This is a genomic window from Haematospirillum sp. H4485 (assembly GCF_012102745.1).
Classification (GTDB): Bacteria; Pseudomonadota; Alphaproteobacteria; order Rhodospirillales; family Rhodospirillaceae; genus Haematospirillum.
This window is the reverse complement of record NZ_JAAVSY010000008.1, coordinates 48,591-61,189: the sequence shown is the minus strand read 5'-3', so window position 1 is coordinate 61,189 and position 12,599 is coordinate 48,591. Positions and strand designations below refer to the sequence as shown.

The following is a 12,599-nucleotide window of genomic DNA, read 5'->3' as shown; positions in this document are numbered from 1 at the left end:
GGGGTGCTGTACATCAACACGGTTTCGTGGCACACGTACAACTCTTCATATGGGTCCGGAGGGTGTCTGCATGCTGCCTGTATCATGGCGGTCCGAGCTGGTTGCCACCTCGGTTCTTGCCTGGCCCCTGATTCTGGGCGGGCTGGCCCAGGTTGTCATGGGCACTGTCGATGTCATGATGATCGGACGCCTGGGGCCCGATGCTGTCGCAGCCTCTTCTCTTGCCACCAGCTTTCTCTGTCTGGCTATTCCTGTCGGTTTTGGTCTTGGTGCTGCGGTATCAGCCATGGTTGCCATTGCCTTGGGAAGGGGACACCATCGCATTCGTGAAACCCGAAGAACAGCGCGCCAGGCATTCTGGATTATCGTGCTGTCTGTCATACCGGTCTGGTTCGGTATGAGTTACGCTGAGAACTTCTTCCTTGCGATCGGGCAGCAGCCCTTATTGGCCGTGATGGCTGCGGACTATGTTCAGGTAAGCCTGTGGGGTATGTTGCCGCTATGGGGCTTTCTGGTTTTGCGCTCCTTGTGTACGACCTTGGGGTATCCACTTGTGTCCATGGTGGTGACAGCGGTGGCTATTCCCTTGAATGCAGCACTCAACTGGATACTGATCTATGGCAATGCAGGCTGTGAGCCGCTTGGTATCAGGGGGGCTGCCCTGGCGACGGTCACCGTGGATATCCTGATGTGCCTGGCGTTGTTGTTGTATGTTCTTCTTCATCCAAGGCTGCGGCGCTTTGGTTTGTTTGTTGAGATCTGGAGGCATGACTGGTCTCGTTTCTTTGAACTTCTCCGTTTTGCTGTACCCGTTGTGGCAGCATACGGTCTTGAGTTTTGTGCCTTTACAACAGCGACATTCATGATGGGCCTTGTGGGGCCACTGGAGCTGGCGGCACACGCGATTGTTATCAATGCCATCACAGTTCTGTACATGGTGCCCGTGGGTTTGTCACAGGCGGCAACTGTTCGGGTTGGTCTGGCTCGTGGTGCCCTGAATACAGCGGCCATAACCCGCGCAGGCTGGGTTCCCCTGTCCATGGGTATGGCTTTCATGGCCCTGTGTGCAGCGTGTGTTGTTCTGTTTCCCGATGTGATTGTAGCCCTGTTTATGGGGAAAAACACACGTGGGTCGGAACAGGTTCTTGGCCTTGCAACGGCGTATTTGCAGATATGTGCCCTGTTCCAGATCTTTGACGGAATCCAGAGTGTTTCGTCGGGTGTTTTGCGTGGCCTCAAGGATGCAACGGTCCCGATGATTTGCATGGGAACAGGATTCTGGGTGCTTGGTCTTCCCCTTGCTGCCCTGATGGCGTTCCCCCTTGGTCTGGGGGGGGCTGGAATATGGTATGGGTTGGCAATTGGCCTGGGATGTGTTGCCCTGATGCTGATGGTCCGCTGGATACGTCGGGACCGTTGGGCCATGCTGCCTGCACGCTGACGGGAAGGCTCCTGCTGTCCAGAGCCTTCCCTGCCTGACGTCAGCTGTCTGCCGGTGTCTACAGTTCCGCACCATGTTCGCGGAATGTCTGGCTCATGGTCTGCATGCCCTGCTCTATCTCCCGTCGGGCTTCGTTGCGGATATCCTGTGTAATCTTCATCGAACAGAATTTCGGACCACACATGGAACAGAAGTGGGCTGTTTTGTGCGCTTCCTTCGGAAGAGTCTGGTCGTGGAATTCCTTCGCCTTTTCCGGATCCAGAGACAGGTGGAACTGGTCCATCCAGCGGAATTCGAACCGTGCCCGTGACAGGGCGTCGTCACGGACCCTGGCCGCCGGGTGGCCCTTGGCAAGGTCAGCCGCATGGGCCGCAATACGATAGGTTACAACGCCGGAACGTACATCTTCACGGTCGGGCAGGCCAAGGTGCTCCTTGGGGGTGACGTAACACAGCATGGATGTCCCGAACCAGCCGATCATGGCCGCTCCGATGGCCGAGGTAATGTGGTCGTATCCGGGTGCAATATCGGTGACCAGGGGGCCAAGGGTATAGAACGGGGCATCGCCGCAGAATTGCTTCTGTTTGACCATGTTGTCCTGCACCTTGTGCATGGGTACATGGCCGGGACCTTCGATCATGACCTGGACATCGTGGTCCCATGCAATGCGGGTCAGCTCGCCCAGTGTTTCCAGTTCTGCAAACTGTGCCCGGTCATTGGCATCGGCTGTTGATCCCGGACGCAGCCCGTCTCCGAGAGAGAACGACACGTCATAGGCCTTCATGATCGCACAGATGTCATCAAAATGCGTGTACAGGAAGTTCTCGCGGTGATGGGCCAGGCACCACTTTGCCATGATGGAACCACCGCGCGATACAATGCCGGTAACGCGGTCAACGGTCATCGGGATGTAAGCCAGGCGCACGCCGGCGTGAATGGTGAAGTAGTCCACGCCCTGTTCGCATTGCTCGATCAGTGTATCGCGGAAAATATCCCAGGTCAGGTCTTCCGCAATGCCACCTACTTTCTCCAGAGCCTGGTAGATGGGGACTGTTCCGATGGGAACCGGGCTGTTGCGCAGGATCCATTCGCGGATGTTGTGGATGTTGCGGCCGGTTGACAGGTCCATGACCGTATCAGCGCCCCAGCGGATGGCCCAGACCAGCTTCTCCACTTCTTCGGCCACGCCCGATGTTACGGCAGAGTTACCGATGTTGGCGTTGATCTTGACCAGAAAGTTCCGCCCGATAGCCATCGGTTCCAGTTCGGTGTGGTTGATGTTGGCCGGAATGATGGCCCGTCCTTCCGCAACTTCCTGTCGCACCCAGTCAGGCGTGATGTCATCGGGGATGGCGGAATCCCAGGGCACACCGTCACGGGGTCCAAGCCGGTCGATGGTTTCCCGGGCCTGTTGGCGCAACAGGTTCTCCCGGATGGCGACAAATTCCATTTCCGGGGTGATGATGCCGCGTCGGGCGTAGTGCATCTGGGTGACGTTATGTCCGTTGCAGGCGCGACGGGGTGCCCGCTTGTGAGGAAATTCAGGCACGCTGTGGATGCCGGCGGCATGCCCGTTGTCTTCGGGAAGGACAGATCTGCCGGTATAGCTTTCGGTATCCTTGCGGGCCTCGATCCAGCCGCTGCGGATATCGGGCAGGCCCTTGTCGATGGCAATCTGGACATCCGGATCGGTGTAGGGGCCCGATGTGTCATACAGCCGTACCGGGGGTTCATGGCACGAGGGGTCGAGCGCGACTTCCCGGAACGGGATGCGGCTTCCCGATGGGCCAGGAACGTGGACTTTCCGGGACCCCGGGAGTGGTCCGACGGTAATGGCTGCGCTCTGGAAAGGTTGAAGGACAGAATTCATCAGGTCTCCCCCTGCGGATAGTTTCGGACACAACCGGATACACGCGAAGCAGGGGGGGCACGGAAGCTGTGTCAGCTCCTTGCTGTTCCTGTCCCTCCGCCGGTATGACCCGGATCAGGTTCAAAGGGTTTCCGGCCAGTCAGCCAGATCTCAGCGCCTTGGCCCGGATGTGAAAAACGGACGGGGGCACCCCTCGGAACAGCGACAGGATGGCGGTCTGCCCTGCTCCTGTCAATCACTACAACGGAATTCAGTGCTGGTGCTCGTCGCCCTGCAGGTTCAGCGACCACATCAAGCCAAGCACGGCACCCTTGGCCCGGGGCAGGGCTGTGCGGACCATTTCGGCCCCGATCGGCATCCAGATCAGGAAGTGGGCCCAGAGGGGTGGCTCAAACAGTTTTTCCACGGAAATGACGGCGGGCAACAGAACATGTCCCAGAAAAAGAATGGTGACCCATGGGGCCAGGTCGTCGGTTCGGATGTGGTCAAAGACTTCGCCACATCCGGTGCAAGACGGAACAGCACCAAGATAGGATGCAAGCAGGGGATGGTTGCCGCAGCAAGGGCAACGCAGGTTCAGCCCCCGCCAGACAGAGCGCCACAGTGGACGCTGTGCGCGCAGTGTCCGGTTCTGGTGCTGGTGTTTCTCCCACTCCTTTTCCCAGTTGCTGGGTGTCGGCTTGCTGTTCGTGTTGGTCGGGCCTTGTTCATGGTGTTCAGTGGGCATGGTGTGTTCTGGTGCTCCCGGTGGCATGAGAGTGGCGGATTGCTACGGTTCGTTGCTGGTGGTATTGCTCCCCGCTTTGCAGCATGCGCCCTGTTCCGGTTGGCGTGAAGGCGGAACAGCGGTTGAAACGGTGGTTAAAAGGCCGTATCTACAAGACGCACGTGTCTTTTCGGGGAGAGTGCCGTGGGCACACCAGAACAAACGGCTTGTGGTCGGCGCATTCTGCTTGTCCTGTCGGGCGGAATTGCAGCCTGCAAGGCACCAGACCTGATACGGAGCCTGCGTGAGCGCGGGTTCTCTGTGCGGTGCGTGATGACCCAGGCAGCGGCCCAGTTTGTTACGCCACTCACCGTCTCGGCCCTTTCGGGTGATACGGTGTACCAGGATTTATTTTCCCTGACAGATGAAGCCCAGATGGGCCATATCCGCTTGTCGCGGGACGCAGATCTGGTTCTGGTTGCCCCCTGCACGGCAAGCTTGATGGCGCGCATGGCAACTGGCCTGGCAGATGATTTGGCGTCTACGGTTCTTCTGGCGACGGACAAGCCGGTCATGATTGCGCCAGCCATGAATACCAGGATGTGGGAACACCCGGCAACGCAGGCGAACCGCAGTACGCTTCTGGAGCGTGGGATCCGTATTATTGAACCCGGTGTCGGTGAACTGGCATGCGGGGAGTATGGTGTTGGCCGCATGGCCGAAGTACCCGGAATTGTCGCGGCGGTGGAGGCTCATTTCCGGCTGCATGAATCCAGGTCTGTTCTAGCGGGCCTGAGAGCCTTGGTGACCAGTGGGCCAACGATAGAGGCCATTGATCCGGTGCGTTTCATCAGCAACCATTCTTCCGGGCGTCAGGGCCATGCTGTCGCTGCGGCTCTGGCAGCGTTGGGGGCTGATGTGACCCTGGTCCACGGACCGGTCTCCCTTCCGGTCCCGTCTGGGGTATCCGCTGTGCCTGTCCAGTCTGCCCGCGAGATGTTGCAGGCCTGCCTGTCCGTGATCGAGGAGGGCAGGGTTGATGTTGCCGTTTGTGTGGCTGCTGTTGCAGACTGGTACGCACATTACACATCGTCCAAGATCAAGAAGGGGCAGGACCCTGCGCCGTTGTCCCTGACTTTGCACCCCAATCCGGATATTCTGGCGACCTTGTCCCGACCGGGTCCACATCGGCCACGTCTGGTGATCGGCTTTGCGGCTGAAACCGGTGGTCTGGTTGAGCAGGCCCGCGCCAAGCGGCAACGCAAGGGATGCGACTGGATATGTGCGAACGATGTCTCCCCGGGGACCGGTACGTTCGGGGGCATGCGCAACACCGTGTATCTTGTTACTGAAACAACTGAAGAATCCTGGCCTGCCATGGACAAGACCGAGGTGGCGGCCCGTCTGGCCCGGTCTGTTGCCTCTGCCCTTGGATGCGCCCCATCTGTTTCCTCTTCTGCCGAGAAGGTTTCCTGACAATGACAACATCTGCTCCGACCATTCGCGTTTCCGTGGTTCGTTTGCCGCATGGATCCGACCTGCCCCTGCCAGCGTGTGCGACGGAGCTGTCTGCCGGTATGGATATGTTTGCGGCCTTGGAGAGTGCCGTGACACTTGAACCCGGCAAGCGCGCCCTGGTGCCGACCGGTCTTGCGTTTGCGTTGCCGGCTGGCTTCGAGGCCCAGGTTCGCCCGCGTTCCGGGTTGGCGGCCAAACACGGCGTGACGGTCCTGAATACACCGGGCACCATCGATGCCGACTATCGCGGCGAGGTAAAGGTTATTCTGGTCAATCTGGGTGATGAGCCCTTTGTTATTGAACACGGCATGCGTATTGCGCAGGTCATCTTTGCCCCTGTGACCCGTGCCGTATGGGCCGAGGTTGAAACGCTTCCCGCAACAGACCGGGGTGAAGGTGGTTTTGGGTCAACCGGTACCCGTGCACAGGAGGACAGGGTCGTTCTGTCGTGTTGAAGCCATCACGCAAAGCGTGGTTTGCCCTTGTGGCTGTTCTCGACATTGCCTGTCACGCGGGCGGGCAGCCTGTTCAAAGCCAGGATATCAATCACAGGCAGGGCATTCCCCGCCGTTATCTGGAAAAATCCCTGCAGCACCTGGTGCGTTCTGGTTTGCTGCAGGGGGTTCGCGGACCTCGTGGCGGGTATCGTCTGGCCCTTGAAAGGCGGCGTATTACGGTTGGTGCCGTCCTGCGTGCTGTTCAGGAAATGGAAGAAGAAGGTACACACGATACTCTTCCGGATTCAGCTCTTGGGCAGATGGTGGTGCGCCCGCTCTGGGATGATATGCAGGATGCCTTGATGAAGCGTCTTGAGGCTGTTTCTATTGATGACTTGTGTTTGCGTGCGCGTCGGGAAGGTCTTTTCCCCGAGGCGGGACACGGTATCGATTTCACAATCTGAGAGTTGTGATGACGGTACCTGAAATACTGTACAGCAAGGGGGATATTGATGACATCCGTGACAGCTTCGTTCCGTGGTCGTATTTACGACAGTATCCTCGATACAATTGGCGCCACGCCGCTGGTTCGTCTGAGGCGTCTGGCGGCTGATGCCGGTGTTCATGCCGATATTCTGGGCAAGTGTGAGTTCTTCAACCCTCTGGCATCAGTCAAGGACCGCATTGGCGTGGCCATGGTGGAAGCCCTGGAGGCCGAGGGGCATATCCGGAGGGGGACTGTCCTGATAGAAGCGACCTCGGGCAATACGGGCATCGCCTTGGCTTTTGTTGCTGCGGCCAAGGGATATCCCCTGATTCTGACCATGCCCGACAGTATGTCTGTGGAGCGGCGCAAGATGCTGCGGCATCTGGGGGCGAAGCTGGAGCTGACGCCGGCCGCAGAAGGAATGAAGCGGGCCGTTGCCCGTGCGGTGGAACTTCTGAAGGAAATCCCGGGATCTGTTATGCTGCGCCAGTTTGACAACCCGGCCAACCCTGCCGTGCACCGGGCGACAACGGCCGAGGAAATATGGGCTGATACGGCGGGTGAGGTCGATGTTGTTGTTTCCGGCATTGGAACCGGCGGGACCATAACCGGTATCGGGGAGGTTCTGAAAGCCCGGCGTTCCGGGATCCATATTGTTGCCGTTGAACCGGAAGACAGCCCGGTCCTTTCAGGCGGTATGCCGGGTCCACACAAGATTCAGGGGATTGGTGCCGGCTTTGTGCCGTCTATCCTGAACACATCAGCTTATGATGAAATCCTGCAAATTGGTAACGAGACATCTTTTGCCATGGCGCGCAAGGTTGCCCGTCTGGAAGGGGTCCCCGTTGGTATTTCCGGTGGAGCCGCATTGGCTGCTGCGCTGGAAGTTGCAGCTCGCCCGGCCTTTTCCGGGAAAAAGATCGTCGTCATTCTGCCAAGCTTTGCCGAACGTTATCTGTCAACAGCCTTGTTCGAGGACAGTTGATCCTCGACAGGGGCAGGACTCTGGGCCATATCTGTACCGGGCGTGTGTGCCCTTCCTTTTTCCTGCCGTTGTTTTTCCTGCCGTTGTATGGTTCTTCTCATGGATTTTACCGAAGAACAGGTCCGTCGTTATGCCAGACACATCCTCCTGCCCCAGGTCGGGGTCAGGGGACAAGATGCCCTTTTATCATCCCGTGTCCTGGTGGTGGGGGCAGGGGGGCTTGGGTCTCCTGTCCTGATGTATCTGGCTGCCGCCGGTGTGGGGACGTTGGGGATTGTTGATGATGACCGGGTTGACCTGTCCAATCTGCAGCGTCAGATCGCCCATACAACGGACCGTGTCGGGAAGCACAAGGTTGACAGCGCGTGCCGGACCATCCGGGACCTGAACCCGGATGTGAGGGTTGAAGCGGTTGTTGAACGATTGCTGCCGGACAACGTTCAGGATCTGTTTTCCGGCTATGACCTGATTGCCGATTGTTCCGATAATTTTGAAACCCGTTTCCTGGTTAACGATACGGCTGTGCGTGGCGGCAAAACATTGGTCAGTGCTGCGGTGCTGCAGTTTCAAGGGCAGTTGTGGACGGTTCGTCCCGGTGGGGAGGGGCCGTGTTGTCGTTGTCTGTTCCGCGAGCCGCCCCCTGCCGGAGACGGTCCCTCCTGTGCCGAGGCCGGTATTCTGGGGGCTGTGGCAGGTGTGCTGGGAACGTTGCAGGCGACCGAGATTCTGAAAGAGCTTCTGGGGATTGGTGAGGGGTTGTGTGGCCGGGTCCTTGTGTATGACGCCCTGTGCGCCCGGATGAGAACAATCACGGCGCATCGTGATCCGGAATGCCCGCTATGCCCGGAACCAGCTTCTGCCAATTCCGGGCTTATTCTCTGACGTTGTATGTTGCCTGCCTCAGCTTCCCGGGCTTTTGCGGTTGAAGGTTCCCGGGGCCGGTGAAACAACCTGTGGACCCGCTGGCTGGATTTCCATGACAGCCAGTCCACGTTCGACAATTCCGTCGGGGCGGAAGCGGAACAGGCCATCCCATCCTTCAAAGCCAGACGGATCTGTCAGTTTCTCGGGACGAAAGGCTTGCCCGGGGTGTGCTGCCATGGCGGACAGGCGTGCTGCCAGTGCGGTCAGATCGTAGCCCAGGCTGGCAATCTGGCTCGATGGCGGCTTGCCAAAGGCTTCCTGGTAGCGGTTGATAAAAAGCCCCCGCGCCGCAGGAGGCGAAGCCGGATACCATGCCCCGCGCAGAGCTGGGTCTGTCCGGGTGGTACCTTCGTTCCACAGCATGGGGCCGATCATACGAACGTTGGAGGATGTGACATCAACGCTGGCCAGAAGGGCAAGATCTTCCATCAGGTCTGTGCCCGAAGATGTCATCAGAAGGGCGTCGAACGGCAGGGCCCCCGCTGTTTCACGGATTTGCAGTGCGGCGGCAAGTTTTACGGATTCCGGATCGGTCTTGTTTTCCAGACTCTTCAGTTGTCGGTTCCGCTCGGCAACCCGGGCCTGGAAGGATGTCAGCGTTGCGATTCTGGACCGGGCATCTTCCCCCGTTGTGCGCAGCAGGGTGTTGACCAGTGTGCCGCCCGCTTCCATGACAGCCTGCTCGTAGGCACCGGCCATTGCCCGTCCGAATGGTGTGTCGGTGGACAGGACCGCAAAGCGGGTCAGCCCTTGTTCACGGGCGTAGGAAACAACGCGCGTGGCTTGTTCCCGAATCAAGAAGCCAGCAACATATATGCCGTGTTCAGCCGCTGTGGGGTCTGTTGTCAGGGTCAGGGCCGGAACGCCGGCATTCTGAACCTGCGGGGCAATAGCCTTGACTTCAGAAGAGAACAGGGGGCCGATCAGGATTGATGCCCCGTCGGTAATCGCGCGTTCGGCAGCCCGTCTGGCACCGTCAGGTGTACCGGCTGTATCATAGGGATGCAGGGATGTTGAATCGCCGCCCATGTCAAACAGAGCCAGCTGGGCCGCATTGACAATGGACTCTCCGGTCTTTCCGGTTTCACCACTCAGGGGAACCAGAATGGCGACCTTTGTTTTTCCCTGGAGGAGATCCTGCCGGGTGACAGATTTTCCGCTCTCTGTCTGTGACGGGGTCTTCTCCCCGTGCGGTGGGGATGCTAGGTCTATGCCTTTGCAACCGGCAACAAGAGCAAGGGTCATGATACTGGCCAGTGCCACAAGCCGCTTGAGACAGGCAGGATAACGTGAAACCCGACTCCCCGGGAAAGAAGAAAGGTGCACGGTTAACCTCCGGTGCCACTGGAAAAAGAGAAGGCCATGCTAGCGGTCATGATGCCGTTAGTAAACCTGTGCCAGAACGGACGCTGTCTGCCGGCCTGTATATTGTTGCCACACCGATCGGCAACATGGGCGATATTACGGAACGGGCCTGTCGTGTTCTGGCGGGCGCAGATGTTGTTGCGTGCGAGGATACCCGGGTCACCGGGGCCATGCTCAAGCGGCTGGGTATGTCTGTGCCTCTTCTGGCTTATCACGAGCATAATGCGGACCGGATCCGTCCGCAGCTTCTGGCTCGTGTGGCCGGTGGCGAGGCTGTTGTCCTTGTCTCCGATGCTGGAACACCGCTGATTTCCGACCCCGGATACAAACTGGTCCGCAGCGCTGCCGATCAGGGCCTGTCTGTCATTCCGGTTCCCGGTGCTTCGGCGTTGCTGACAGCGCTTATGGTTGCCGGCCTGCCGACGGACCGTTTTCTTTTTGCCGGTTTTCCGCCGTCCCGTTCAAAGGCAAGACGGGACCTGTTCGCTTCCCTGGCAGCGGTTCCGGCAACACTTGTTTTTTACGAGTCCGTTCATCGCTTGCCCGAAAGTCTGGCCGATATGGCGGCTGTTCTGGGTGATCGCCCGGCCGCAGTCTGTCGTGAGCTGACAAAGCTGTATGAAGATGTACGGCGTGGGGCCCTGCCGGAGCTGTCCGCCCTGTATGAGCAGGAGGGGGCACCGCGTGGCGAGGTTGTGGTGGTCGTAGGGCCTCCGTCCGACACCGGCGAGCCTGTCTCCGCAGACGATATCGATGCCCTTTTGCGGCAGTCGCTGCAAACCCTGTCGATACGGGATGCAGTGTCCTTGGTTGCGGGGCAGACCGGTGTAAAGAGGCGTGATGTCTACGCGCGGGCCTTGGAATTGACAACGCCGGGACACATGCATGGTGACTGAGGGCTGTTCCGGGTCATCAGTCCGTGGTCGTCAGGCCGAGCAGGTTGCGGCTGTGTTCATGGAGCTGATGGGCTGGCGCGTTCTGGGCCGGAATATCCGTGGTGAGCGTGGCAGCGGGGTCGGTGAGCTTGATTTGATTGTCTGCCGGAAGAACCTTGTTGCTTTTGTTGAGGTGAAAGCGAGGGATCACGTGCCGGATGCCCTGGAGGCGCTGTCATCCCGTCAGCGATGTCGCCTTGAGCGTGCGGCAGAAATGTGGATGGCCCGCCATGAAGATGTGTCCTGTCAGGGGGTTCGCTTTGATGTTGTTGTTGTCCCGCAGTCCGGATGCCCGCAACATGTTCCGGATGCCTGGCGCCCTTGGGGGTAGTTTTTGATTCTTATTCGCTGCACAATGCCTGTATGAGGCAAAAAGCACGCGGGTATAACGGCTTGGTCCCGGTCTTTTTTCTCCTGCTTGCCCTGTTTTTGACACCGGGGTGTACCAAGCAGGGGGTTCTTGTTGGTGCGGCCTCGTCCTTTGTTTCTGCGGCGCGTGAAGAGCGCGGGATTGAAGGCGTCGCCACGGATGCCTGGATCTATACAGAGATCCAGCGTCTGTTTCTGGAGGAGGACCACGCGCTGATAACCGACATTGATGTAACAGTCTTCGAGCGCCGTGTGCTTCTGACCGGTATGACCGAAGATCCCAGAAAGGCCCGTGTTGCTGTGCGTCTGGCTGCATCACCCCGCCCGGTCATCGAGGTTATTGATCGTATCCGCCGCTTGTCTCCGGATGAGGATACCGAATACCTGCGCCCTGTCGTGACCCTGAGAGATACACTGATTGCGGTAGAGATCCGCTCTGCACTTATGTTTGATGCCCAGATCCGCGCCATCAATTTCTCGGTCGATGTCGTGGATCGCGTTGTCTACCTGATGGGCATTGCCCAGAATCAGGAAGAGTTGTCCCGGGTCCTGGACTGGTGCCGTTCAGCAGGGTATGTGCGGGATGTGGTCAATCTTGCGGTGCTGCGTACGGACGGGCGTCGTCTTGCATCCGGAACCCGTTTGGCGACGGATTTCCCCGAGGGAGGGCTTTGATGGCAAATCCGGTCACGGACCATATTCTCGACACCTTGTCGGCGGTTGATGATCATGCATTGGATCTTGCCATGGCGGCCCTTGCCTTGGCAGACACAGCCCGGCCCGGACGTTGCTTTGAGTCTTATGTCACCCATCTTGGTATCCTGGTTGCGGAAGCCCTGCGCGAAGCTGGCCGGGCGTCAATGCCGGAGGGTGCCCGCCGGCGGAGCGAGATCCTGCGGTCTGTTCTGGTTGACCGCTGGCATTATCACGGTGATGTCGAAACGTACGAAGATCTGGACAATGCCGACCTGATGCAGGTGATAGACCGGCGCAAGGGACTGCCGGTTACCTTGGGGATCCTGTATCTGCATGTGGCCCGCAAACTGGGTTGGGATGCCGATGGCCTGGCGTTCCCGGGGCACTTCCCGATCCGTGTGTGCGGTAATGCCGGGGACCGTGTCATCATGGATCCGTTCCACGATGGTGTCGAGATTTCACCGGCTGATTTGCGAGCCTTGTACAAAAGCGTCAAGGGGCAGGGAGCCGAGCTGGCCCCCGAGGCCTATGCTCCGGTTACCAACCGCGAGATCCTGTTGCGCCTACAGGGGAACATCCGTCTGCGTGCCCTGCAGGAGGGGGACTATCCAACAGCCTTGGCTGCGGTCCAGAGAATGCTTCTGATTGCCCCGTCCGATTTTCGTCTGTGGCGGGAAGGCGGTTTGATGCATATGCGTCTTGGTGACCTGGACAGCGCCCTGACAGCTCTGGAACGTTATCTTGGTATTGCCCCTCCGGGACCGGACCGGGACAGTATTGCCCGTGTGATGGAAGAGTTGCGTCAGGGGCGGTCTTGAGCCGAGTATGGGGGCACTTTTTACCGTGGACCCTTTTGCGTCCTGTTC

Annotated in this window: 13 protein-coding genes and 1 riboswitch; of the genes, 10 read left to right on the top strand and 3 right to left on the bottom strand. The window is 58.9% G+C overall.

Features of this window, described 5'->3' with window-relative positions:
- The first annotated feature begins 70 nt into the window (after positions 1–70).
- Complete coding sequence (locus HEQ61_RS07425) at positions 71–1,441, top strand: MATE family efflux transporter (RefSeq protein ID WP_168020563.1); 1,371 nt, start codon at positions 71–73, stop codon at positions 1,439–1,441.
- A gap of 58 nt (positions 1,442–1,499) precedes the next feature.
- Here HEQ61_RS07425 and thiC read toward each other — a convergent pair whose 3' ends face one another.
- Positions 1,500–3,311 carry a phosphomethylpyrimidine synthase ThiC gene (gene thiC / locus HEQ61_RS07420; protein WP_168020564.1) on the bottom strand — a complete coding sequence of 604 codons (1,812 nt, stop codon included), beginning with the start codon at positions 3,309–3,311 and terminating at the stop codon, positions 1,500–1,502.
- A 74-nt stretch (positions 3,312–3,385) separates the two neighbouring features.
- A riboswitch (TPP riboswitch) is annotated at positions 3,386–3,515 on the bottom strand.
- 46 nt (positions 3,516–3,561) lie between these two features.
- The gene (locus tag HEQ61_RS07415) at positions 3,562–4,038 is read right to left on the bottom strand and encodes a DUF983 domain-containing protein (protein ID WP_168020565.1); all 477 of its coding nucleotides are present in this window, start codon (positions 4,036–4,038) and stop codon (positions 3,562–3,564) included.
- A 183-nt stretch (positions 4,039–4,221) separates the two neighbouring features.
- On the opposite strand from HEQ61_RS07415, the gene coaBC reads away from it, so the two are divergent.
- The 5 genes from coaBC (at position 4,222) to HEQ61_RS07390 (ending at position 8,326) form a co-directional block, all read left to right on the top strand.
- A complete protein-coding gene (gene coaBC / locus HEQ61_RS07410) occupies positions 4,222–5,493 on the top strand; it encodes a bifunctional phosphopantothenoylcysteine decarboxylase/phosphopantothenate--cysteine ligase CoaBC (RefSeq protein WP_168020566.1) in 1,272 nt (423 codons plus the stop codon).
- A gap of 2 nt (positions 5,494–5,495) precedes the next feature.
- Entirely contained in the window at positions 5,496–5,990 is a 495-nt protein-coding gene (dut, locus tag HEQ61_RS07405; protein WP_168020567.1) for a dUTP diphosphatase, read from the top strand.
- Complete coding sequence (locus HEQ61_RS07400; RefSeq protein WP_168020568.1) at positions 5,984–6,436, top strand: RrF2 family transcriptional regulator; 453 nt, start codon at positions 5,984–5,986, stop codon at positions 6,434–6,436. Before dut ends, HEQ61_RS07400 begins: the two co-directional genes overlap by 7 nt.
- 48 nt (positions 6,437–6,484) lie before the next feature.
- Positions 6,485–7,444 carry a cysteine synthase A gene (gene cysK / locus HEQ61_RS07395; RefSeq protein WP_168020569.1) on the top strand — a complete coding sequence of 320 codons (960 nt, stop codon included), beginning with the start codon at positions 6,485–6,487 and terminating at the stop codon, positions 7,442–7,444.
- A gap of 99 nt (positions 7,445–7,543) precedes the next feature.
- The gene (locus HEQ61_RS07390) at positions 7,544–8,326 is read left to right on the top strand and encodes a HesA/MoeB/ThiF family protein (RefSeq protein ID WP_168020570.1); all 783 of its coding nucleotides are present in this window, start codon (positions 7,544–7,546) and stop codon (positions 8,324–8,326) included.
- Positions 8,327–8,344: 18 nt separating this feature from the next.
- Here the strand turns inward: HEQ61_RS07390 and HEQ61_RS07385 are convergent, their stop codons facing one another.
- Entirely contained in the window at positions 8,345–9,694 is a 1,350-nt protein-coding gene (locus HEQ61_RS07385; RefSeq protein WP_168020572.1) for a penicillin-binding protein activator, read from the bottom strand.
- A gap of 68 nt (positions 9,695–9,762) precedes the next feature.
- Here HEQ61_RS07385 and rsmI point away from each other — a divergent pair, with 68 nt between their 5' ends.
- Genes rsmI through HEQ61_RS07365 form a run of 4 tightly spaced genes read left to right on the top strand, consistent with a single transcriptional unit; the run spans position 9,763 to position 12,551 of the window.
- A complete protein-coding gene (gene rsmI, locus HEQ61_RS07380; RefSeq protein WP_322099222.1) occupies positions 9,763–10,629 on the top strand; it encodes a 16S rRNA (cytidine(1402)-2'-O)-methyltransferase in 867 nt (288 codons plus the stop codon).
- Positions 10,619–10,999, top strand: a complete 381-nt coding sequence (locus HEQ61_RS07375) for a YraN family protein (RefSeq protein ID WP_168020573.1) — start codon at positions 10,619–10,621, stop codon at positions 10,997–10,999. Before rsmI ends, HEQ61_RS07375 begins: the two co-directional genes overlap by 11 nt.
- Positions 10,990–11,712, top strand: a complete 723-nt coding sequence (locus HEQ61_RS07370) for a BON domain-containing protein (RefSeq protein WP_168020574.1) — start codon at positions 10,990–10,992, stop codon at positions 11,710–11,712. The genes HEQ61_RS07375 and HEQ61_RS07370 overlap by 10 nt, the downstream gene beginning before the upstream one ends.
- Positions 11,712–12,551 (top strand): SirB1 family protein, encoded by an 840-nt coding sequence (locus tag HEQ61_RS07365; protein ID WP_168020575.1) that lies wholly within the window; start codon positions 11,712–11,714, stop codon positions 12,549–12,551. The genes HEQ61_RS07370 and HEQ61_RS07365 overlap by 1 nt, the downstream gene beginning before the upstream one ends.
- The last annotated feature ends 48 nt before the right edge of the window (positions 12,552–12,599 follow it).